The sequence below is a fragment of the Bradyrhizobium sp. U87765 SZCCT0048 genome (assembly GCF_018131225.1).
Taxonomy (GTDB): domain Bacteria; phylum Pseudomonadota; class Alphaproteobacteria; order Rhizobiales; family Xanthobacteraceae; genus Bradyrhizobium_A.
Genome location: NZ_JAFCMM010000005.1, coordinates 642,808 through 664,489 on the forward strand (window position 1 = coordinate 642,808; position 21,682 = coordinate 664,489).

Genomic DNA, 21,682 nt, shown 5'->3' on the forward strand with positions numbered 1-21,682 from the left:
ATTGGGAATGGACAAGGTCGAGTGGGACGACGTGCAGGGCCTGGTGCTGAGCGGCTATCCGCGGCTGCCGTATTCCGCCTATGTGCTGTTTCGCTTTCATCCCGAACGTCCGGACGCGGCGCGGGCGTGGCTCGGCGCGCTCGCCGGCCGCCTGATGCGCGCGAGCGATGGCGGTGGTGACGATGGTGAGACGGACGCGCCGACGCTCGGCACGCTCAAGCGCGCCAAGGGCGCGGACCTGCACGCCATCAACCTCGCGCTGACCGCGCGCGGCCTCGGCCAGTTGCCGGCCGGCGCTGCCGCGCTCAAGGATTTTTCCGTCGAGTTCGTCGAGGGCATGGCGCCGCCGACCGATCCGGTGAGCGGGCCGGCGCGGCGCACCAACCTGCTCGGCGATCTCGGCGACAGCTCGCCCGCGACATGGGAGTGGGGCGGCTGGAACGGCAATGGCGACATCGACGGCATGCTGATGCTGTTCGCACCCGACGGCCTCGCGCTGCAGTCGCTGATCGGCGACGAGCTTGCGACGATGGCGCAGGCGGCCGATCCCGTGCGCATCGCCTCGCCCGGCGGCGACGATCCGCGCCTGATGACGGGACGCGTCTACGACGACCGCAAGGAGCACTTCGGCTACACCGACGGCATCTCGCAGCCGATCATCGAGGGCTCGCCGCGGGCGCGCCGCGGCGGCGCGACCGAGGACGACAAGCGCATCCATCACGTCAAGCCCGGCGAGTTCGTGTTCGGCTATCACAACGAGCGGCGGGTGCGCACCAACGGCGCGGGGGCCGCCGAGCTCAAGCGCAACGGCACCTATCTCGTGTTCCGCCAGCTCGAGCAGGACGTCGCTGGCTTTCGCGATTTCGTCGCGCGGGCGGCGGCGGAGTTGCAGGGGCCGGAGGATGCCACCGACAAGGAGGAGTGGATCGCCGCGCGTCTCGTTGGCCGCACCCGCGCGGGCAAGCCGCTGGCGTGCCCGGCGGCGCACGCCCACGATCCGTCGGATCCGGTGGCGCGCCACAGCTCGGGCAACGACTTCCTGTTCTATTTCGGCGATCGCTTCGGCCTGCAGTGCCCGATCGGCTCGCACATCCGTCGCGCCAACCCGCGCGATACGAAGGGCCCCGATCCCGACACTGCGCTGCGGCTGTCGAAGATGCATCGGATCATCCGCCGCAGCCGCATGTATGGCGAGCGCTACGATGCCGACGCCCGCAATGGCGAGGGCCGGCGCGGCGTGCTGTTCGTGTGCCTCAACGCCGACATCGCCGGCCAGTTCGAGATGATCCAGCACTCCTGGCTCAACAACCGCCACTTCGGCGATCTCTATGTCGGTACCGATCCGATCGGCCATTCCCAGGCCGACGGCGGCGCCATCGTCATCCAGCGCCGCCCGACCAACCTCGTGCTGCAGCGGCCCAAGCCCTTCGTGCGGGTACGCGGGGGGGCGTATTTTTTCCTGCCGGGCATCGCCGCGGTAAGGGCGCTGGCGGGGTGATGTTGCGTTGATGGTCAGTTGCAGCAATCAAGCGGATCTTGAAGGCCCTGGAGCGTTTTCGAGCGAAGTGGGCAACGGTTCGCGTGAATAAAACGCGTCAAAACAAATAACTAGAGCGCGTTCGTGATTCCATCAAAAGCGAACGCGCTCTAGGCCGTGTATTCATAAAAAGTAGGCGATGCCCGCTTTGCACCGATACCGACCACCTTTGCGCAGCCGCAGCAAATGATGCGATGGGCAAGAAGCAGTTGTCGGTCGCGTACTCAAGCGAAGTAACCTCAGGTCATTGTCGGTCTGCCCTATGTAGTGGCCTCCGCGGCGGGAGGCAAAATCAGGAAAATCAGGCCGTCATGGTGTGGCGCCCGCCTGGGTCAAAACGGCCTTAACCTCGTCATCTTTCGCCACGCTCAGCGCGGTTCTGCCATCGCTCCCCCTGGCATTAACGTCAGCACCGCTTTCGAGGAGCGCTTGTACGACATCAATGTGGTTTTGCTCAGAAGCCGCCATCAGCGCCGTACCCCCGTTCTTGTTGCCCCTGGCGTTGACGTCGGCACCTTTGTCGAGCAAGGCGCGAACGATATCGAGGTGGCCGGCAAAAGATGCCGCCGTGAGTGGCGTACCGATAGTGTCATCGTTCGTGGCGTTGACATCAGCACCTTTCTCAAGCAGGGCTCGAACGATATCAAGCGGACCAAATGAGGCGCCCCAAAACAACGCTGTACGACCGAGGTTATCCTTCGCATTGACGTTGGCGCCTTTGCGGAGCAAAGCCCGAACGACATCGGTCCGACGGTTGAGTAATGCGGCCATCAGCGCTGTGCCGCCGTTGCCGTCGCCTACGGCATTGACGTTGACGCCCCTCGCGAGCAGCTTCTGCAGAGTGGTGAGATCGCCAAAACCGGCCGCAGAAACGAAGGCTTCCGCAGGCGAAGGTGGCGTGCATTCCTTCAGGCTAAAATGGGCTTTGTCGTCGGCGATGCGTCTCCATTCGCCCTCCATCTCGCAGTTCGAGAGAATCAAAACGTCAACTTTGTCCGCACGCCACGTGCATGTCCCTTTGACCAGCTTATCACCGACGTCAGGATCGCGAACGAGCGCTCCATCGGAAGAGCCCGGCCACCAAAACATAATTCTAGTGCGAGTGCGGACATTATATTTTCCGCATGCTCCGAAGCCTTCCCTATGTCCCATCCTGTACGAATATAAAACACCGCGATCGAACAGGCAGAAGCCCTGCATGTAGGCTCCAGAGGTGTCGTTCTTTTCTTCGTAGCACCCTAGGTGTGGCCTGAACTCAGATGGTGCGGACGCGGCGATAGCCGATGAGATTGGGGACAGAACGCCGAGCGTCCAAAGGAGAGTGCCGGCATGCAGAAAAATGGGAGGTCTTGTGCTCATGGTGCTCGCAATTGGAGACTTCAAGACAACTGGAATTGGCCTCAAACTGATCGAACGTAGCATGTTGGGTTCCCCGGCGTCGATGCGTCGCCGGTTTTGGAGGCACCAGAAGGCGCTTGATGTGGGTGGAAATGGATGCGCGCCCGGCATGTCTGCTCATGACCCGAGGCGGATATCAAAACTGACCAGCCTTGATGGCAAATCGCACGTGCGGAGTGAAGAGCACCAGAACTGACCGGTCGCACGAGAAAATAGCCTTGTGTGGGCGTCGTAGTTCGGAAGTTCGGCGCCCATATAGCGGTTGGTTTGGTCGGACTACTTGTAGTCACCGACGCCGCATCCCAGGCCGATCGGCCATTCCCAGGCCGACGGCGGCGCCATCGTCATCCAGCGCCGCCCGACCAACCTCGTGCTGCAGCGGCCCAAGCCCTTCGTGCGGGTGCGCGGCGGTGCGTATGTCTTCCTGCCGGGCATTGCGGCGGTGCAGGCGCTGGCGGGGTGACGTCGCGAAATGGACGACAAGCCGCTGAAAGGAAGCCTCATGGCGTCACCTCGTATTACCCTAAATCTGGATGCCGATGGCTTTTTTGAGATGTGGCTCAATCCTGAGGGGCGCGACCTTCTGGTCCGCAATCTGCAATCGTTGACGACCGAGAGCGAGCATTTTCATCTCGGTCCTGCACCTTTCGGAGAACTTGAGGTCGCCACGAAAGCCTATCGCGAGAATGATCGCGTGATTGAATGGGGCAAGGTCTACCTGAGAACAGACGAATGGGACGAAAAATACTTTCCGCACGTCCTCAAGTGAGGCGCAACGCGCTGCGGTGCATGGGTGTTGGCTAAGGGGCGACTTCCGCTTGTGGCCCAGCGCGGGAATGCAGACCAGACTCGCTGGCCTTCCGCGTTCGCATCATCCGTGGTATCAGCTGCGCCATGGTTCATCTGTTCGCTAGTTTGCCCGGTTCGAACGTCGCCTCGCGGAGCGTCAGAACGGCTGCGTGCGACTGAAGACGTAGCCATCTGACGAGCCCGCCGATATGGCCGGGCTCAACTTTTCAAGGGCATCGGCCTCCGGCATATGATGACGGAGATCCACAAGATGCCACTCCCTCCCACACCGACGCTCGTGGCAGACCGCCTGGTCCTGAGGCCATTGCAGGAACGAGATGCCTCCGCAATCCAGCGGCTTTTCCCTCAATGGGAGGTCGTGCGTTGGCTCACGGCCTCGATTCCCTGGCCCTATCCGGCCGACGGTGCGGCAGCGAACATGGCTGAGACCCTGGCCCAGCGTGTCCGCGGCGAGAAGTTCTTCTGGGCGATCACCTTGAAAGGCGACGACGAGCTGCGCGGCCGGATCGATCTCTGGCCATTCGATGGCAGGAATCGCGACATGCGAGGCTTCTGGCTCGATCCGGCGTTGCACGGGCGTGGCCTGATGACCGAGGCGGCCAACGCCGTCACGTCTTTCGCCTTCGAGGAATTGAACTGGCCGTTCCTGTATCTGACCAACGCTGTCGCGAACCGCGCCTCCGCGCGCGTAAAGGAAAAGCAGGGCGCCATCGAGATCGCGCGCGAGCCCTTCGCTTATGTCTGTGGTGAGGGAGAGCGTCAAATCTGGCAGCTCACGCGCGAAGCCTGGCGCGCGACCTGAGGCCAAGATTTCGACACCGTGGTCCAAATGTGGCGCGTGCCCATCCCAGCGCCGGGAGAACTTGCCTACTTCGTCCTGGACTTGGGCGGGCTCTTGGACTTGAGCAGGTCGCGGATCTTGTCCGCGTCGGCTGACGTGACCGGATTGTAGACGACCATCGTGAGGTCGGGCCGGCCGTCGACGGCGAAGCCGGAGAACTCCATCGACAGCGGTCCGGCAACGGGATGGTGCAGGACCTTGACGCCGTCGCCATGGGCCTGCACGTCGTTGTCACGCCACATCGCCGCGAATTCTGGGCTGGTGGCGCAGAGCTCGTCGACCAGCGACTGCACGTTGCGCGTCGCGCCGGCGCGCGCCACGTCGGCGCGGAAGGTCGCGACCACGTAGCGGGCGACGCTCTGCCAGTTGGGTTGTGCCGCGCGGACGCGGCTGTCGCGGAACATCATGCGCAGCACATTGCGCTGATCGTCCGGCAGCGCGCTGTAGTCGGTGAGGACCACGGTTGCCGGCTTGTTCCAGGCAATGACATCCCAGGTCGCGGTGCGAATGAAGGCGGGGCTGCAGGCCAGCGTGTCGAGCAGGCGTTGCAGGCGCGGCGAGATGCCTTCGGGCGCGCGATAGCGGGCCTCGGGAGGCCGGCCGAGGCCGAGCAGAAAGAGATGCTCGCGCTCCGTGTCGGTCAGCATCATGGCGCGGGCGATGCGATCGAGCACGTCGGCGGATGGCGCGCCGCCGCGCCCCTGTTCCAGCCAGGTGTACCAGGTAGCGCTGACATTGGCGCGCTGCGCCACCTCCTCGCGCCGCAGCCCCGGCGTTCGACGCCGCTGCAGCGAAAAGCCGAAGGCCGCGGGATCGAGCTTGGCCCGGCGATCCCTGAGATAGGTCCCAAGCTGGTTCGTGAGGGCGTTCGTGTTCGTCATCCTGTTAGTGATTATACCCCTATACGCTCACTACTTTACCCGAATGAGCAGTCTATCGATAGTTCGGGCCTCTGAACAGGGAGCGTCCCATGCGCGTATTCGTTACCGGAGCGGCCGGCTTCATCGGCTCCGCCGTCACGACAGACCTCATTGCTCACGGCCATCAGGTGATCGGCCTCGCGCGCTCGGACGAGAACGTCGCGACGCTCGAACAACTCGGCGCGCAAGTCCTGCGCGGCTCGCTGCAGGATCTCGACAGCCTGCAACGCGGTGCGCGGGAGGCGGACGGCGTGATCCATCTCGCCTTCATTCATGATTTTACGAAGTTCGCAGAGAATGGCGCGATCGACAGGGCGGCCATCGCCGCGATGGGCGATGTGCTCGTCGGCTCGAACAAGCCGTTCATCGTGACGTCGGGGACGGGTCTCGTCGCCGCGGGCGTGGTGATCACCGAGGACATGCGGCGCGACGCCAGTCCGCATGTGCCGCGCGTCTCCGAGCAGACGGGGCTGGCTTACGCGTCGCGCGGCGTGCGCGCGATGACCATCCGCCTGCCGCAGGTGCATGGCGCCGAGGGCAAGGCCGGCTTGATCAGCTATCTGGTCGAGATCGCGCGCCAGAAGGGCGCGGCGGCCTATGTCGGCGAGGGCGCTGAGCGCTGGGCCGCGGCGCACCGGCAGGATGTCGCGCGCCTCTACCGGCTGGCGCTGGAACATGGCGTCGCCGATGGCATCTATCATGCGGTCGGCGAGGAAGGCGTCTCCATGCGCGATGTCATCGAGGTCGTCGGCCGCGCCTTGAATGTGCCGGTCAGGTCGATCAGGAAGGACGAGGCGGGCGACTATTACGGACCACTGGCGATGTTCGCCGGTCTGGATATGCCGGCATCCAGCAGCCTGACCCAGCAGCGGCTGGGCTGGACGCCCACCGGCATCGGACTGATCGCCGATATCGGGCAGCCCGGGTATTTCAAGGCCTGAGCGTCAACCCCTCAAGCCCGCGCCGTTGCCGCACGCAGGACGTCCCTGAAAACGCCGTACTGCGTCTGGAATGCGCGCGGGCTGTAGTCCTGATAGTAGCCGGCCGTGATGGCGGCCACGAGGTCGAGTTCGGGCAGGATGCGGAGCGACTGGCCGCCGCGGCCGAGGGCGCCGATCCAGTGCAGCTCGCGGTTGTCGATCCGGGTGCGGCCGAGCCACCACAGATAGCCGTAGGACATGCCATCCGTGGCCGTGATCTTCGGTGTCGTCGAGGCTTCGATCCAGGCCTTCGGCACGATCTGGCGGCCGTTCCACTGGCCGCCGGCAAGCACCATCTGGCCGATCCGGAGCATGTCGCGCGGCCGCAGGCGCAGGCCGCCGCCGGCATCGGTGTCGCCCTTGACCCGCGCCCACTCCGCACTGGTGATGCCGAGCGGCGCGAACAGGTTGTCGCGCGCGAAGACATTGAGCGGCTGGCCGGTGGCCTTTCGGATGATGGTCGACAGCAGCGTCAGCGCGCCGGTGTTGTAGAAGAATTCCCGTCCCGGCGGCGCGGTGGAGGGCAGGCCGAGGACATAGCGGGAGGAATCCCGCGCCATGTTCATGCGCGCCTCGTCGTTGTCGAAGTCTCCGGTGGCCGGCGTTGCCTCGATCCACCGCAGGCCCAGCGACATGGTCAGCACATGCGACATCCGGAGGGCGTCCTTCTCCGGCGTGCGCAGGTCGACGAGTTCGGGAAAGAAGTTGAACAGCGGTTCGTCGACGCCCGGGATCAGCCCGCGGTCGATCGCGATTCCGACCGCCAGCGAGGCGATGCTCTTCGACACCGACTTCATGGCATGCAGCGTGTCGGAATCGAACGCGACGTCGGCGACGCGGTGGCCGAAGATCCGGCCGGGAATTTCGTCGGCGCCTGGAAAGTAGCGCTCGAAGGCCAGCCTGCCGCCGCGCGCCACCAGCACCGCATGGATGTGGGGATCGTGCTCGGCGGCAATGCGGTCGGCCATGGTGCAGAGCATGCCGCGGTCGATGCGAGCGTCGTCAGCGGCGGCGATGGGCCAGCCGTCGTCGCGCGCGGCTGGCACGCCGCAGTCGCCGGAGGGGCCGGCATACAGCGGCCGCATGGCGAGCGGCGCCAGCGCTGCGCCGCCGAGCAGTGACATGAACCGGCGTCGCCTCATTCGCCCTCCCGCCCGCATCCGTTGCGCGTGTCCAGAATATCAGCGTGTAGCTGCTCACTGATGTCAGGCGACGCGGATGGCAATTTGATCACTGCCGCTTTCATGCAGGACAAGACGCGCTGCTCGCCCATCGCTGCCTGGCTCGAACGTGATCTGCGCATTCAACGCCTTGTAGAAATATTGCCATTCTGATGAAGGAAAGACGCGCGTCGCTTCGCTCGTATGACGGACGAAAAGTCGGCCGTCCGGGTTCGTTACTTCGAGCGTGCGGCCGGGGCTGATCTGATAGCTGCCGATCAGGCGGGTAAAGACCGAAGGCTCTACAGGCACTTCCTTCCTGAACCAGAGCGGAGAATAGCGGGTATCAAGAATATGGACGCCGAGATCGATGACCGCATCGACATTGGAATTGCTCAGTACCACCACCCCGCGCTTCCATTGCGGAATATACCTGATCGACGATCGGCTCCCGCCCGTGCCGCCCGCATGAGCGATGGTCGTGCCGCCATCCGGATGCGGTGCTCCCAAACCCATTCCGCCCTCGTCGCGCGAAGCGATGACGGAGGACACCATTCCTCCGACGGGGGAGTGTGCGTCGGCTATGGCCTCGAGAAAAGTGAGCATGTCGATGGCCGTGGAGCGCAGCGCACCGGCTCCCGCCAGCACGTCGAAATTCCAAAGTGGTGTGGCGTCAAGGCTTGAGTTGTGGGGACTTGCGAGCCGCTGCGCGAGGCGGGGAGGCAGCCCGATCACCGTGTCGTTCATCCCCAGCGGAGCGAGTATGCGCTCCCGGAGCAGCGTTTCATAATCTCGGCTGGCGGCGCGCCGCGCCAGGGCGTATCCGAGCAAGCCGGTGCCGACGTTGGAGTAGGTATAGACGTCGCCGGGCGTCAGCAACAGCTCGTGAGTGCCCAGAAACTCATAGAGCTGGTCGGCCGTGTAGCGGGCATAGGGGTCGTCGCGGTCGCTCGGTTGCAGGTTGGTCGGGCGCAGCGGCAATCCAGAGCGGTGTGCGGCAAGGTCGCACAGCGTTATCTCTCGGCCGTTACGGCAGGGGACGCGCGTTCCGGCCGGAAGCAGATGCGCAACGGGCTCATTGAGCTCGGCCTCGCCACGCTGCATCATGTTGGCCAGGAGCAAGACCGTGAAAAGCTTGGTGATTGAGCCGAGCTCGAAAACCGTGTCCGGCTGGACCGGATCGTCGCACACACTGTTTCTACGTCCGTGCGATACGAAACTTCGCTCGTTCGCCTCTGTCGTGCCAACGACCATGCCGCGCGCCAGGCGCAGTTCATCCACACGATGCACCAGCATTCGTTGAATCGCTACGTTTGGCGGGGTGCTTGGCGGAATGAAGGGGCGCGACATGGGAGGCTTACCAATTGCCGACAGCTGGCCACGAATGCAGCCTGCCCTATATTGATCCGCGAAGGAAGCGGGCGCCGACCGGGCTGTCTTCGGGATCAATGAAGTCTGTCCTCCTCCAAAACCGAGGGGCCACCGGCCGCAAGCGCCAACCGGGCAGTTCTTTGCATGCATCCAAAAGCTGGATTGCCGGGTCTTCGCCCGGCAATGACCGGCGGGTGTGGCTGGCGCTCAGAACCGATCGAACAGCCGTCGCTCCCGACCAGAGAGGCCTCGACGCAGTCCCGCCCTCAGCGCAGGCCGCGCACCGTCAGCACGACGGCGTCCGGCGCCGGCTTTGCGGTCGATGGCGATCTCCTGATACTCGGGCGATTCGTGAAAGGCGTTGGCGGAGGCCGCGTCCGGAAACTCCATCATCACGATCTTGTCGCGCGGCCAGTCGCCTTCGAGCACGACCGGCTTGTCGTCGGCGGCCAGCAGCTTGCCGTTGAATTGGCGGAACACGTCGAAGAAGCGCGCCTGGTAGCGGTCGTAGCGGGCGCGTTCGCTGAACTTGAGCTGGGCGACGATGTAAACGGTCATGAAGGCCTCGTGGGTGTCCGTAAACGGTGATTGACCATGCGGATGGTCGGTAGCCCGGATATCGCTGCGCTCATCCCGGCTACAAATCCGTGTGTTCCTTTGCGCGAGGGCTCACGCATTGCGGGCGCGGGCGATGAAGCCGTCGAGCCGCGGCAGGCTGACGATGACGATGCGGCCGCGCTGACGCGCGATCAGGCCGTCGCGCTCGAACTGCGCCAGCGCGATTGCGACCCAGCTGCGGCTCACCCCGATCATGCGGGCGAGCTCGCCCTGGCTGAGGCCGGCGACCGCGAGCTGCCCGCCGTCGGCGTCGCCATCATCGGGGCGGGCCAGTGTCTTGAGCGTCGTGCCGAGGCGCACCGTGGCGCTGTCGAGGGCCATCGGGCCGCTGCGCTCGATGCTCTCCACTGACAGCATCGCCAGGAGGCGCGTCACGTTCCAGTGGAAGCGCGGCAGCGCCGTCAGGCAGTGGAGAAAGTCGGTCCGCGTCATCAGCGCCGCCGTCACCGGCTCGATGGCGGTCGCGGAGAGGATGCGCGGCTGACCGGTGACCAGCGCGGCGAGGCCGAGCAGCGTGCCGGGCGTGGTGATGCCGAAGGTGAATTCCTCGCCATTGTCGAGCGCCTGCGACAGCCTTACGCGGCCGTCGGTCAGCAGCACCAGCGTATCGCTGGGCTCGCCCTGGTCGAACAGTGGGTCGCGCGCGTCGTAGGTGATCGCACGCATGCGGTCGAGGATCATCTGCCGCGCGGCAGCGTCGAGCCCTTCTGTCGCGATCCGCCATTTCGGCGAATGGGCGGATCCGAAGTCGGGCATGCCGGTATGAAGCGTCATCGCGTGAGTTCCGATGGTCCGCCGCCCCGCGGGCGATGGATCGCGGGGCAGGCTAGCGCGGATTGCCGTGCGCGGGTGTTAAGTTCTCGACACTGCCGTGTGTCGTCCGGCGGGCGCCGCGCGGATCAGTCCTTGCCGGGCAACTCGCCGATATAGGTGTAGGGCGCGCGGGCCTGTGGGCCGAGCTGGGATTGCTCGATCGAGTGAGCGACCCAGCCGACCGTGCGTCCCAGCAGCCAGATGAAGTCCTGGGCGTTCAGCCCGATGCGGCGGTTGACGAACATCGCCGGCAGGGCGAAGTCGGGCTTGAGGCCCTTGATGTCGCCGACGACGGCGATTGCGGCCTTGAGCCGGCGAAACGCCTGGTCGCGGCCGCACACTGCGTCGAGCTGCGCGAGCAGCGCCTGGGCGCGCGGATCCGCGGTCGCATAGACGTCGACATTGCCGAAACCTGGCAGTTCTTCGCCCTCGCGCAGCCGCCGCACGATGACGCTCTGCGGGTCGGTGGTGGCGGTCAGTTCGTCGATGAAGCGCGACATCGCATCGAGCCGGCCGAACGCCGAGTAGCGGCCCGCAGCCAGCGCGAGGCCGGCGGCGACGCTGCGATAGGGCGTCACGCCGACGCTGGCGGCGGCGCGCACCGCATAGGCGGATGGCGAGAAGCCGTGGTCGGCCGACAGCACCAGGATACGGCGCACGAGGTCGGTCCACTCGCTCGACAGATCACAGGCCTTGCCGATCTGGACGTGGATCGGTTCGGCGCCGACCTTGGTCCGGCGCAGCAGGATCGCGGTGACGGCGCGCACGAGATCGGCGCCGGTGATCGCCATGCCGAGCGGCGAGAGATCGAACGAGCGCGGATTGTCCGCTTCCAGCACCGGCAACAGCACGCTGGCGCGATCGGCGAGGCCATCGTGATCGAACAGTGCCGCGACCTTGCCGAAGCGGCCGGACAGACGCGGCAGGCGCGAGGTGAAGACCGCGGCTTCGTCCGCGTTCCACAGCAGGCTCGCGGTCGTCTCCAGGCTGGCGTGCCCGGCGAGCTCGGCGGCGCTGTCTCCGCGATAGAACACGCCCTGCTGCGTGATCAGCGTCAGCGCCGATACCGCGCTGATGCCGCTCGCCTCGGTGGTGCGGATGCCGCGCGCGCCCTTCGCCGCGCGCACGGCCAGCACGTCGGCTTTCCAGTAACGGCGTTCCTTGGCGTTCGCGGCCTTTTCCGAGCGGATGCCCTTGCGGCTGACATAGGCATACAGCGTCGCGCGCGACACGCCGAGATGCTCGGCGGCTTCGTCGGCGCTGAAATAGAGATGATCGTCCTCCGCCATGGCTGCCTCTCATATTGACGAAATCTGTACAGATTGACGGATAATTCGCCGAACAATAATTTATGAACAAAATAATACATATTGACGATTGTCGTCAATATGTCGCGAGGGGGAAACGACGTGATGGATGTGTTTGCGTTGCGGGCGCCGGCGGCGCGCGTATCAGTGGCGCTGCTGGCGATGGCGCCGGGTGCGGGCCTTGCCCAGCAATTCCAGGTCGGCGACGTCGACGTCACCATTCATGGCGCGGCCAGCGTCGGCACCGTGGTCCGGGCCGACAGTCCCGACCCGCAATTCACCACCATCCCGAATGCGAAGACGCTCGGCGTCCCGTCCGCCGGCAGCACCCGCAACAGCGACGACAGCGAGCTCAACTTCAGGAAGGGCGCGCCGGTGTCGACCGCGCTGCAGGGCTGGGTCTCGGTGGAGGCCAGGTACAACGACTTCGGCGTCTTCGTGCGCGGCAAGGGCTGGCGCGACTTCACCCTCGCCGACCAGTCGGTGCCATGGGGCAATTATCCCAACGGCCTCGTCCCGAACACGCCGCTGTCGGATGCCGGCTTCGCGTCGCGCTCCAAATTCTCGGGTGTCGCCCTGCAGGAGGCCTATGCGTTCGGCCGCGTCAGCCTCGCCGAGCGTCCGCTCGATTTCCGTGTCGGTAATCAGCTCATCGACTGGGGGCTGCGCAGCTCGCTGGCGGGCGGACTGTCGGCGCTCAATCCCGTCGATGCGCCGGCAACCCACCGTGCCGGGGCGACGTCCGAGGAGACCCGGATGCCGTTCCCGGCGGCGTCGGTACGTCTCGCGGTGACGCCGATGCTGTCGCTCGACGGCTTCTGGCAGTTCGGCGCGGCGCGCAACGCCTATGACGGCTGCGGCACCTTCTATGCCTCGGACTATTACGCGCAGGGCTGCAACTACGTGATCGTCGGCGCGCCGTTCACGGTCACCGATCGCACGGCGCTGAGCGCCGGCGACTGGATCGGGCGCGCCGATACGCCATCGAACAACGAGCTGGGGCAGGGCGGCGTCGGCGCGCGCTACGCGCTCGATGCCCTGCACAGCGAGGTCGGGCTGTTCTACGCCCACTACAACGCCCGCAATGCCCTGCCGGAGCTGACGCGCACCTTCCGGACGTCAGCGGCGATCCCGTTCATCCCGGGCAATCCGGACGGCGGCAATCCGGTGTACCGCACCGTGTACGCACCCGACATCGACATGGTCGGCGCCACCTGGCAGACCAAGCTCGCCACCAAGACGACGCTGCAGGCAGAGTATGTCTACCGCCCGAACTATGCACTCGGCTTTCCCGCCGGCGAGGAGTTGACCGCGGCGGTGTCGGCGTCGGCGCCGAGCCTGTTGCGCCAGCAGCTCAATGCGCTCGCGCCCGGCGCGTTCTTCACCGGCTACGACCGTCACCAGACCGGCGCGCTGAACCTCGCCGTCGGCCAGCAGTTCGAGAACCTGCTGGGCGCGAAGCTGGCGTCATTCTCGGCCGAGGTCGGCCTGCGCCAGGTCTATGATCTGCCCGATCCCACCGTGCGCCGCTACCTGCGCGCCGACACCTTCGGGTCCGGCCCGGTCAATGGCTACTGCCCGCCGGCCAATCCGGGCGTGCTCTACACCGGCTGCACGCTGGACGGCTTCGTCACCAGGAACGCGTGGGGCTTTCGCTTGCGCGGCGCGCTGACCTACGCGGTGCCGACCATCGCCGATCTCGATGTCACGCTGTCGGGCGGCTATGGCAAGGACGTGTCCGGCTGGTCGTATGACGGCACGTTCAGCGAGGGCCGCAACACCGCGTCCGTGGCGCTGCGGGCCGAGTACCGCAAGAGCTACTTCGCCGAGATCGCCTATCTGCCGATCTGGGGCGGCGCGTTCAACGTGCTGCGCGACCGCTCGGTGTTCGCCGCCAGCATGGGCGCGAGGTTCTAGCATGACCGCGCAGCGATCACGGCAGCCATGCAACCATCGCGTTTCAATAATCGAAACGTGCCGCATTGGCGCTTTTCAACGCCGCACCGCGGCGGACAAGCTGTCACCAAGGTCCCGCGGGCATGCGGTCGATCCGCTGTCCAGAGATGACCGACCGGGAGGAGACCATGCAATCGACTGATATTCCCGCATCGACGGGCGTTGCCGCGCGTTCCGGCGCGCTGCGGCGGCCGTGGTATCGCGAAGTGTCGGGCGACGCCTGGCGCGTGCTGCGCGCCGCCGGGCTCGGCTGGACGTTCGAGGTGTTCGACCTCTACGTCCTGGCGCTGACCGCGCCGGCGCTGATGGTGGTGTTCGGGCTCAGCCGCGCCGATGCCGGCCTGCTCACCAGCGTGTCGGCCGGTGGCGCCATTGTCGGCGGCATTCTGTTCGGCTGGGTCGCCGACCGCATCGGGCGGGTGCGCACGCTGTTCGTGTCGATCCTGATCTATTCGCTGTGCACGGGGGCGATCGTGGTGGCGCCGTCGCTCGGCTGGCTGGTGGCGCTGCGCCTCATCGGCGGCCTCGGCATGGGCGGCGCCTGGACCGCGGGCGCGTCGCTGATCGCCGAAACCTGGCATCCCGACCATCGCGGCAAGGGCGGCGCGCTGATGCAGATGGGGCTGCCGCTGGGATCGATGCTGGCGATCGCCGTGGTCGCGGCGCTGTCGTCGGCGTCGGGCGGGCTGGAGAGCGGCGGCTGGCGCTGGGTCTATGGCATCGGCGCGTTGCCGATCGTGGCGCTGGTGCTGTTCTGCCGCAACACGCCGGAATCGCCGGTGTGGCTGCGCGGCAGCATCGAGAAGCGCCCGGGCGGCGATGTCGCCGCGCTGTTTCGCGGCGAGACCGGGCGGGGCCTGCTGATCGCGTTCGGCTTCATCTTCTTCGTCCAGTATGTCTACTGGGCGGTGTTCACATGGACGCCGACCTTCCTGGTCACCGTCAAGCACTTCGCCTTCATCAAGAGCCTCGGATTCACGCTGACGCAGCAACTGGGATCGCTCGCCGGCTTCATCGTGTTCGCCGCGCTGGTCGACCGCCTCGGGCGACGTCCGACCTTCATCCTCTACCTGCTGATCGGCGCGGCGGCGGTGTTCGCTCTGGTGAAGCTCACCGACCCCGACCTGCTGCTGGCGGCGAGCTTTTTCACCGGCTTTGGCATTGGCGGCATCTTCGCCGGCATGGGGCCGTTCACCGCCGAACTGATCCGCTCGACCCGCTCGCGCGCGCTCGGCATGGCGATTGCCTACAACGGCGGCCGCATCGGCGGCCTGATCGCGCCATCGCTGATCGGGCTGCTCGCCACCGATGCGCACGGCTTCGAGGCGGGCATGCTGACCACGACGCTGGCGTTCGCGCTCGCGATCGTGGTGCTGCTGTTCGCGCCGGAAACCAAGGGAATGAGGATCGAATGAGCGGTTACACCATCAACCACGGCACGCCGCAGCAGCGCGCGCAGGTCGAATCCTGGCTGTTCGGCCTCGACCTCGTCTCCGCGCCTGTGCGCGAGCGCATTGTCACCGCCTGGGTGAGCGCCTGGACGTCGAGTGTCCACGAAAGCCTCGAGGACATGCCGTACTCCCATCTCGCGGCCTGGCCGCTGATGCGGCATGTCAACGAGGTGACGCGTGTCGGTGTGCAGCTCGCGCGCAGCGCCAGCGAGCAATGGGGCGATGCCTTCGATCAGGACACGTTGGTATCGATCCTGATCCTGCACGATGTCGACAAGCCGCTGATGTACGACCGCAGCAACGGCGTCGTCGCGCCTTCGACCTTGTCGAAGGAGCTGCCGCACGGCGTCGTCGGCGCCATGCTGATCAAGGAGCTGGGGTTTCCGCATCTCGTGATCAGCACGGTCGCGACCCATGCGGCGAATGCGCCGTTCCACGGCCGCAGCCTCGAGGCCTACGTGCTGCACTACGCCGATTTCTTCGCGACCGACCGGACCTGCATCCGTGAGGGCGCGCCGCCGTTCTACCAGCGGCACTGGCGCTGACGCGCCGTGCCGCATCTGCCAAGCTGAAGGAGAGTCGAGAGTGAGTGAAGGACCGGCCGCTGGCCTCAAGGTGATCGACGTCGCGACGCTGTTCGCGGGCCCCGTTGCAGCGATGCTGCTCGGCGACTATGGCGCCGACGTGCTGAAGATCGAGCATCCGAGCGGCGACAATTCGCGGACGCACGGCCCCTCGCGCGGCGGCACGTCGCTGTGGTGGAAGATGATCGGGCGCAACAAGCGCGCCATCACGCTCTATCTCGGCAGCCCCGAGGGGCAGCAGCTGTTCCGCAAGCTCGCCCGCGAGGCCGATGTCATTGTCGAGAATTTCCGCCCCGGCACCCTGGAGAAATGGGGGCTCGGCTATGACGTGCTGGCGGCGGAGAATCCGGGCCTGATCCTGCTGCGTGTCACCGCGTTCGGCCAGCATGGCCCCTATGCCCATCGTCCCGGCTTCGGCACCATCGCGGAAGCGATGAGCGGCTTTGCCTCCATCACCGGCCAGCCAGACGGCCCGCCGACCCTGCCGCCGTTCGGGCTCGCCGACGGCATCGCCGGCATCGCCGGCGCACTCGCGGTGATGATGGCGGTCAATGCCCGCCACCGCACCGGCAAGGGCCAGGTCGTCGATCTCGCCCTGATCGAGCCGATCATGGCGGTGCTCGGCGCCCAGGCGATCACCTACGATCAGACAGGACTGATCCAGAAACGCACCGGCAATCGATCCGACAAGAACGCCCCGCGCAACACCTACAAGACCGCCGATGACAAGTGGGTGGCGCTGTCGACCTCGTCGACCTCGATCGCGGCACGGACGATGGCGCTGGTCGGCTGGCCGGAGGTGGTCAACGAGCCGTGGTTCAGCTCGGCGTCCGGACGCCGCCAGCATGTTGAGGAGCTCGACGGCAAGGTCGCCGAATGGATTCGCGCGCGCCCGATGAAGGAGGTGGTGGCCGCGTTCGAGCAGGCCGAGGCGGCGCTGGCGCCGGTCTACGATGTCTCCGACATCTTCGAGGACCCGCAGTATCGCGCGCTCGACACCATCACCACCGTGCAGGATCCGGAGCTCGGGCCGGTGCGCATGCAGAACGTCATCTTTCGCCTGTCCGACACGCCGGGAACGATCCGCTGGACGGGACGGCCGCTCGGCGCCGACAACACCGAGGTGTTCACGCAGCAGCTCGGGCTGAGCGAGGCCGAGGTCGCCGAACTGAAGCAGGCGGGCGTGATCTGACATGGCGATCCGCTCCTATCTCTACGCGCCGGGCAACAGGCCGGACCTGCTCGCCAAGGTGCTGGGCAAGGGTGCGGACGCCGTCATCCTCGATCTGGAGGATGCGGTGCCGCCCGCCGAGAAGGCAAAGGCGCGCGGCATCGTCAGCGATTTCCTGGCGGTGTCGGCGACAGAAGCGACACTGCTGGTGCGGCTGAACGGCGGGGCCGATGCGCTCGCCGATCTCGCGGCGCTGACCGTGCGCGGCCTGCATGGCGTGCTGCTGCCCAAGGCCGAGGATCCCGAGCTGATCCGGGCCGTCGATCGCCTGCTCGGCGCCCGCGAGGCGGCAGCAGGGGTGACGCCGGGGAGCATCATCGTGCAGCCGCTGATCGAGAGCGTCGCCGGCCTCTACGGCCTCGACGCCCTGGCCGCGGCCTCGCCGCGCATTCGTCGCTTCGCGTTCGGCGCCGGCGATTTCGTGCGTGACCTGCGCGCCGAGCCGACGGCGGCGCGGCTGGAGACGCTCTATGCCCGCCAGCATCTCGTCGCGCGCTCGCGCTTCCTCGGGCTGGAGGCGCCGGTGGCCCATGTCTTCATGCCCGTGAACGACCTCGCGGCGCTGCGCCATGCCTGCGAGGAAGACCGGGCGCTCGGATTTTACGGCCGCTCCTGCATTCATCCGGCGCAGGTGCCCATCGTCACCGATGTCTTCCAGCCCGGCGCCGAGGCCCTCGCGCAGGCGGAAAAGATCCTCGCGGCGTATGCCGATGCGATGCGCGAGGGACGCGGCGCGCTGGTGCTCGATGACGGCACCTTTGTCGACGAGGCGATCGCAGCGCGGGCGCGCGACGTGCTCGCGCGTGCGTGATCCGGCGTTGCCCGGTGCTATCGCGGGCGGACATCAGGGAGATCGACATGCATCAGCGCGTGGAGCTTCGCACCCCGGCGGCGGCGGCCGAGCAGGTCAACATCGCCGGGCGTCTCGAGCGCCTGCCGCCGTCGCGCTTTCAGGTGCTGGCCTGCGCCGTGATCGGCGCGGCGATGTTCTTCGACGGCTACGACCTCGCGCTGACCGGCCTCGTGATGCCGTCGCTGGTCAAGGTCGGCATCGTCACCGAGCCGGCGCGGGCGTGGCTGATCTCGCTGTCGCTGTTCGCGGCGGCGCTGGGCTCGGTGCTGTCGGGCGTGATCGGCGACCGCTATGGCCGCCGCCGGCTGTTCATCACCAACATCGCGGTCTACGGCGTCGCCAGCCCGCTGTGTGGCCTTGCGCCGGATTACGCGACGCTGCTGGGCCTGCGCATGCTGACGATGTTTGCCCTGGGCATGCAGATCCCGACCGGCTTTGCCTATCTCAACGAACTGACGCCGCGCCTTGCGCGCGGCCGCTTCCAGTCGGCCGTGGCGCTGCTGGTCAATGGCTCGCTGCCGATCGGCGCGCTGGTGGCGTGGCTGGTGGTGCCGAACCTCGCGGTGGATGATGGCTGGCGGGTGCTGTTCCTGCTCTCCGCGCTGGTGCTGCCGCTGGCGTTTGCGCCGCGCGCCGTGCTGCCCGAGAGCCCGCGCTGGCTCGCAGCCGTCGGCCGTCTCGCCGAGGCGGACGATCTCGTCGGGCGCATCGAGCGCGGGCTGCAGCGGCGCGGCGTCGTGCTGGCGCCGCCCGACGTGCTGCCGCCGCCGGCACGCGATCTCGGCTGGCGGCATCTGTTCAGCGCCGGCCTGCGGCCGCGCTTCGCACTGGCGCTGCTGTTCCAGGCCTGCCACCTGTCGGCGATCTTCATCTTCTCGGGCTGGCTGCCGACCATCATCGCGGCGCGCGGCTTCGACACCGCGACCACCTTCGCGCTGTCGGCCGCGACCTTTGCCGGCGGGGTGCTCGGCCCGGCGCTGGCGATCGTGCTGTCCGACCGCTTCGAGCGCCGCCGCCTGCTGATCGCCGCCGCGCTGCTCGGCGCCGTGACGGGCTTGCTCTATCCGTTGTCCGCCGCGCCGTTATGGCTGACCGCGACCGGCCTCGTGCTGACCACGACGATCTACTTCATTTCGGCGACGGGCTTTGCGATCTATCTGCCTGAAATCCTGCCGACCGGCGTGCGGCTGCGTGGCATGGGCACGGCGGCGCTGGTCGGGCGCATGGCTTCGGCGCTGACGCCGTTCGCGGTGAGCGCGGCGCTCGTCCGGCTCGACAATCCGCTGCTGGTCGTGGCGGGGGTCGGGCTGCTCTATGGCGGCCTCGCGGTCGCGTTCGCCTGGCTCGGTCCGGATACCGCCGGGCGCAGCCTGGAGGCGCTGGAGCGCGATGGTCTCGCGGAGCCGGCGTCCGCCACTACAGGGCAGGGCGCTTCGTCATGACGCCGCACGGCGACAGCGAGCGAACGACCGATGGCGACGACAAGGGATCGCTGGTGCGCGGCCTCGAACTGTTGCGGCTGCTCAACGAGGTCTATCCGCTGCAAGTGCGCGACCTGCACCATCTGACTGGAATGCCCAAGCCGACGATCTCCCGGCTGCTCGCCACGTTGCGGCGGACCGGCTACGTGCAGCGCGACGATGGCGGTGGTTATCGGCCGTCGTCCCGCGCCAATGTCCTCAGCGCCGGCGTGTCGTCGCAGGCGTGGATCGCCGATGTGGCGGTGCCGGCGATCGACCGCCTGTCGCGGCAGGTGCAATGGCCGTCGGACTTCGCGGTATTCGAGGGGCAGGGCATGGCGATCCGCTACAGCACGCGCGCATCGGCGCCGATCAGCATCAGCGCGCCCATCAACACCTCCGACCTGCCGATGCTGGAGAGCGATTTCGGCCGTGCGTTCCTGGCGTTCGGCGCGCCGTCGCAGCGCAACCGCATCCTCGACGCCCTGGCGCGGTCGAGCCGGATCCACGACCGCGTCGCGCGCGACGCCGCGCAAACCGAGGATCTGCTCGACGCAATCCGCCGGCACGGCTTTGCGACACGCGGCGACAGCTTTTCGTTCGTTCGCGCGTCCACCATCGCGGTCGCGATCACGGTGGCCGGCCAGTCGGTGGCGGCGCTGAACATCGTGTGCAGCACGCGGGTGATCAGCCCGTCCGGGATTGCGCAGCGCTATCTCGCGCCGCTGCAGAACACGGCACGGCAGATCGGCGCGGCGCTGTCGTGGGACGGCTATGTGGTGACGCGCCGTCCGGATGCGCGCAGCAGCGCGGGTCCGGCGGTGGAGAGGGCGGGCAGGACGATGCAGCTCGAAAGCAGGAGATGACCATGACACGATTGATCGACCGGCGTTCTGCCATCGGCGCCATCGCCAGCACAGCCGCGATGCTGTCGCGCGCGGCTACCGCCGCCGAGGGCGCGGCGGCTGCGCCGCCGACGATCGCCGAGCGGCTCGGCGCCTATGTCGCCGGCACCGGGTTCGACGCGCTGGACGCGGCGACCCTGGAGACGGCGAAGGCGCATCTCATCGATGCCATCGGCTGTGGCATCGCCGCGTTCGGCGAAACGCCGGTGCGCGCCTGCCGCGAGGTCGCCCTGGCGCTGCCCGGTGGCCCTTCGACGGTGATCGGCACGGCGCAGCGCACCAGTCCGGATCTTGCGGCCTTCGCCAACGGCGTCGCGGTGCGCTACTACGATTTCAACGATGTCTATGTCGGCCGCGAGCCCGGCCATCCCAGCGACAACATCACGGCATGCCTTGCGATCGCCGAGGCCGAGGGACGCGGCGGCCGCGACCTGCTGCTGTCGACCGTGCTCGCCTACGAGATCGCCTGCCGCCTGATGGATGCGGCCGAACTGACGCGGCGCGGCTGGGACCATCCGATCTACAGCCTGCCGGCCTCGGCGCTCGCGGCGGGCAAGCTGATGGCGCTGCCGCCCAGGCAACTGGCGCAGGCGGTCAACCTCGCCATCAGCGGCCATCTCGCGCTCAACCAGACGCGGGTGCAGGTGCTGTCGGACTGGAAGGGGATCGCCGACGCCAACGCGGCGCGCAACGGCGTGTTCGCTGCGTTGCTGGCGCGGCGCGGCGTCACCGGGCCGTCGCCGATCTTCGAGGGCAATGCCGGGCTGTTCAAGCAGGTGTCCGGGCCGTTCGAACTCGACGCCGATGCGTTCGGCGGCCGCGGCGGCCGCTTCCGCATCAATGACTGCGGCGTGAAGCTCTATCCGGCGCAGGGCGGCACGTTGACCGCGATCCCTGCGGCCGCGAAGGTCGCAGCGGAGGTCGGCGATCTCGGCCGCATCCAGGCGATCGAGGTCGCCACCGTGAACTTCACCTATATGTCCGCGGGCAAGGATCCGGAGAAATGGAAGCCGGAGACCAAGGAGACCGCCGACCACAGCCTGCCTTATGTCGTGGCGCGCGCCATGCTCGACCGCGACATCACCAACGACAGCTATACGCTGGCGGCCATCCGCGATCCGGCGGTGCGCGCCCTGATGGCGAAGATCACGGTCAAGCCGGATGAGGCGTTGACCGCCATGACGCCGAAGGCGCTGCCCAACCGTGTGACCGCGACGCTGACCGATGGGCGCGCGGTCTCGCATCAGGTCGATGCGCTGCCGGGGTTCATCGGCATGCCGATGCAACGCAGCGACTTCGAGCAGAAGTTCAAGCGCAACGTCGCCAGGGTGTGGTCCGAAGCGCATCAGCGCGAGGTGCTGGACTATCTCTGGACCCTCGAGCGCCAGGACAAGCTCGACCGCCTGTTCGAGCTGCTGGTCGTCAAGAGCTGAGGTCGCCTGCGCGTGATCCCGGCGCCTGCGTTGCATTTCATTTCTGGAAGGTCG

Annotated in this window: 19 protein-coding genes; 12 read left to right on the top strand and 7 right to left on the bottom strand. The window is 66.9% G+C overall.

All coding sequences use genetic code 11. From position 1 onward, the window contains the following. Positions 1–7 precede the first annotated feature (7 nt). The gene (locus JQ639_RS29640; RefSeq protein ID WP_211963109.1) at positions 8–1,498 is read left to right on the top strand and encodes a Dyp-type peroxidase; all 1,491 of its coding nucleotides are present in this window, start codon (positions 8–10) and stop codon (positions 1,496–1,498) included. 348 nt (positions 1,499–1,846) lie between these two features. Here the strand turns inward: JQ639_RS29640 and JQ639_RS29645 are convergent, their stop codons facing one another. After that, positions 1,847–2,737, bottom strand: a complete 891-nt coding sequence (locus JQ639_RS29645; protein WP_211963110.1) for an ankyrin repeat domain-containing protein — start codon at positions 2,735–2,737, stop codon at positions 1,847–1,849. Between the two features lie 670 nt (positions 2,738–3,407). Here JQ639_RS29645 and JQ639_RS29650 point away from each other — a divergent pair. Together JQ639_RS29650 and JQ639_RS29655 are read left to right on the top strand one after the other, a co-directional pair. Then, on the top strand, positions 3,408–3,704 hold the full coding sequence (locus JQ639_RS29650) for a hypothetical protein (RefSeq protein WP_249122849.1): 297 nt from the start codon (positions 3,408–3,410) through the stop codon (positions 3,702–3,704). Between the two features lie 291 nt (positions 3,705–3,995). Further along, positions 3,996–4,547, top strand: a complete 552-nt coding sequence (locus tag JQ639_RS29655; RefSeq protein ID WP_211963111.1) for a GNAT family N-acetyltransferase — start codon at positions 3,996–3,998, stop codon at positions 4,545–4,547. Positions 4,548–4,612: 65 nt separating this feature from the next. On the opposite strand, the gene JQ639_RS29660 is transcribed toward JQ639_RS29655, so the two are convergent. Then, positions 4,613–5,467, bottom strand: a complete 855-nt coding sequence (locus JQ639_RS29660) for a helix-turn-helix transcriptional regulator (RefSeq protein ID WP_211963116.1) — start codon at positions 5,465–5,467, stop codon at positions 4,613–4,615. A gap of 89 nt (positions 5,468–5,556) precedes the next feature. Between JQ639_RS29660 and JQ639_RS29665 the strand changes: the two genes are divergently transcribed. Beyond that, on the top strand, positions 5,557–6,447 hold the full coding sequence (locus JQ639_RS29665; RefSeq protein WP_211963118.1) for an SDR family oxidoreductase: 891 nt from the start codon (positions 5,557–5,559) through the stop codon (positions 6,445–6,447). A gap of 11 nt (positions 6,448–6,458) precedes the next feature. On the opposite strand, the gene JQ639_RS29670 is transcribed toward JQ639_RS29665, so the two are convergent. The 5 genes from JQ639_RS29670 to JQ639_RS29690 form a co-directional block, all read right to left on the bottom strand. Then, a complete protein-coding gene (locus tag JQ639_RS29670; protein WP_211963119.1) occupies positions 6,459–7,628 on the bottom strand; it encodes a serine hydrolase domain-containing protein in 1,170 nt (389 codons plus the stop codon). 63 nt (positions 7,629–7,691) lie between these two features. Further along, positions 7,692–8,942 carry a serine hydrolase gene (locus JQ639_RS29675; RefSeq protein WP_211963120.1) on the bottom strand — a complete coding sequence of 417 codons (1,251 nt, stop codon included), beginning with the start codon at positions 8,940–8,942 and terminating at the stop codon, positions 7,692–7,694. 282 nt (positions 8,943–9,224) lie between these two features. After that, a complete protein-coding gene (locus JQ639_RS29680) occupies positions 9,225–9,575 on the bottom strand; it encodes a DUF1330 domain-containing protein (protein ID WP_211963121.1) in 351 nt (116 codons plus the stop codon). A 111-nt stretch (positions 9,576–9,686) separates the two neighbouring features. After that, positions 9,687–10,409 carry a Crp/Fnr family transcriptional regulator gene (locus JQ639_RS29685; RefSeq protein WP_211963122.1) on the bottom strand — a complete coding sequence of 241 codons (723 nt, stop codon included), beginning with the start codon at positions 10,407–10,409 and terminating at the stop codon, positions 9,687–9,689. A 125-nt stretch (positions 10,410–10,534) separates the two neighbouring features. Beyond that, positions 10,535–11,737, bottom strand: coding sequence for a citrate synthase (locus tag JQ639_RS29690; RefSeq protein WP_211963123.1), 1,203 nt, complete (start codon positions 11,735–11,737; stop codon positions 10,535–10,537). A gap of 123 nt (positions 11,738–11,860) precedes the next feature. On the opposite strand from JQ639_RS29690, the gene JQ639_RS29695 reads away from it, so the two are divergent. From JQ639_RS29695 to JQ639_RS29730, 8 genes are all read left to right on the top strand, one after another. Then, positions 11,861–13,672: a DUF1302 domain-containing protein gene (locus tag JQ639_RS29695; protein ID WP_211963125.1), complete on the top strand. Its 1,812-nt coding sequence runs from the start codon at positions 11,861–11,863 to the stop codon at positions 13,670–13,672. 167 nt (positions 13,673–13,839) lie between these two features. Further along, complete coding sequence (locus tag JQ639_RS29700; RefSeq protein ID WP_211963127.1) at positions 13,840–15,126, top strand: MFS transporter; 1,287 nt, start codon at positions 13,840–13,842, stop codon at positions 15,124–15,126. Then, positions 15,123–15,707: an HDIG domain-containing metalloprotein gene (locus JQ639_RS29705; RefSeq protein ID WP_211963129.1), complete on the top strand. Its 585-nt coding sequence runs from the start codon at positions 15,123–15,125 to the stop codon at positions 15,705–15,707. The genes JQ639_RS29700 and JQ639_RS29705 overlap by 4 nt, the downstream gene beginning before the upstream one ends. 40 nt (positions 15,708–15,747) lie before the next feature. After that, a complete protein-coding gene (locus JQ639_RS29710; protein WP_211963131.1) occupies positions 15,748–16,938 on the top strand; it encodes a CaiB/BaiF CoA transferase family protein in 1,191 nt (396 codons plus the stop codon). Position 16,939: 1 nt separating this feature from the next. Next, complete coding sequence (locus JQ639_RS29715) at positions 16,940–17,788, top strand: HpcH/HpaI aldolase/citrate lyase family protein (RefSeq protein WP_211963133.1); 849 nt, start codon at positions 16,940–16,942, stop codon at positions 17,786–17,788. Positions 17,789–17,835: 47 nt separating this feature from the next. Beyond that, entirely contained in the window at positions 17,836–19,272 is a 1,437-nt protein-coding gene (locus tag JQ639_RS29720) for an MFS transporter (RefSeq protein WP_211963141.1), read from the top strand. Further along, a complete protein-coding gene (locus JQ639_RS29725) occupies positions 19,269–20,156 on the top strand; it encodes a helix-turn-helix domain-containing protein (RefSeq protein WP_211963143.1) in 888 nt (295 codons plus the stop codon). The genes JQ639_RS29720 and JQ639_RS29725 overlap by 4 nt, the downstream gene beginning before the upstream one ends. Positions 20,157–20,158: 2 nt before the next feature. Beyond that, the gene (locus tag JQ639_RS29730) at positions 20,159–21,628 is read left to right on the top strand and encodes an MmgE/PrpD family protein (protein WP_211963144.1); all 1,470 of its coding nucleotides are present in this window, start codon (positions 20,159–20,161) and stop codon (positions 21,626–21,628) included. Positions 21,629–21,682: the final 54 nt, after the last annotated feature.

Coding starts and splice junctions, on each gene's coding strand:
- JQ639_RS29640 (WP_211963109.1), top strand. CDS start 8: ATGGACAAGGTCGAGTGGGACGACGTGCAGGGCCTGGTGCTGAGCGGC.
- JQ639_RS29645 (WP_211963110.1), bottom strand. CDS start 2,737: ATGCAGGGCTTCTGCCTGTTCGATCGCGGTGTTTTATATTCGTACAGG.
- JQ639_RS29650 (WP_249122849.1), top strand. CDS start 3,408: ATGGACGACAAGCCGCTGAAAGGAAGCCTCATGGCGTCACCTCGTATT.
- JQ639_RS29655 (WP_211963111.1), top strand. CDS start 3,996: ATGCCACTCCCTCCCACACCGACGCTCGTGGCAGACCGCCTGGTCCTG.
- JQ639_RS29660 (WP_211963116.1), bottom strand. CDS start 5,467: ATGACGAACACGAACGCCCTCACGAACCAGCTTGGGACCTATCTCAGG.
- JQ639_RS29665 (WP_211963118.1), top strand. CDS start 5,557: ATGCGCGTATTCGTTACCGGAGCGGCCGGCTTCATCGGCTCCGCCGTC.
- JQ639_RS29670 (WP_211963119.1), bottom strand. CDS start 7,628: ATGAGGCGACGCCGGTTCATGTCACTGCTCGGCGGCGCAGCGCTGGCG.
- JQ639_RS29675 (WP_211963120.1), bottom strand. CDS start 8,942: ATGCTGGTGCATCGTGTGGATGAACTGCGCCTGGCGCGCGGCATGGTC.
- JQ639_RS29680 (WP_211963121.1), bottom strand. CDS start 9,575: ATGACCGTTTACATCGTCGCCCAGCTCAAGTTCAGCGAACGCGCCCGC.
- JQ639_RS29685 (WP_211963122.1), bottom strand. CDS start 10,409: ATGACGCTTCATACCGGCATGCCCGACTTCGGATCCGCCCATTCGCCG.
- JQ639_RS29690 (WP_211963123.1), bottom strand. CDS start 11,737: ATGGCGGAGGACGATCATCTCTATTTCAGCGCCGACGAAGCCGCCGAG.
- JQ639_RS29695 (WP_211963125.1), top strand. CDS start 11,861: ATGGATGTGTTTGCGTTGCGGGCGCCGGCGGCGCGCGTATCAGTGGCG.
- JQ639_RS29700 (WP_211963127.1), top strand. CDS start 13,840: ATGCAATCGACTGATATTCCCGCATCGACGGGCGTTGCCGCGCGTTCC.
- JQ639_RS29705 (WP_211963129.1), top strand. CDS start 15,123: ATGAGCGGTTACACCATCAACCACGGCACGCCGCAGCAGCGCGCGCAG.
- JQ639_RS29715 (WP_211963133.1), top strand. CDS start 16,940: ATGGCGATCCGCTCCTATCTCTACGCGCCGGGCAACAGGCCGGACCTG.
- JQ639_RS29720 (WP_211963141.1), top strand. CDS start 17,836: ATGCATCAGCGCGTGGAGCTTCGCACCCCGGCGGCGGCGGCCGAGCAG.
- JQ639_RS29725 (WP_211963143.1), top strand. CDS start 19,269: ATGACGCCGCACGGCGACAGCGAGCGAACGACCGATGGCGACGACAAG.
- JQ639_RS29730 (WP_211963144.1), top strand. CDS start 20,159: ATGACACGATTGATCGACCGGCGTTCTGCCATCGGCGCCATCGCCAGC.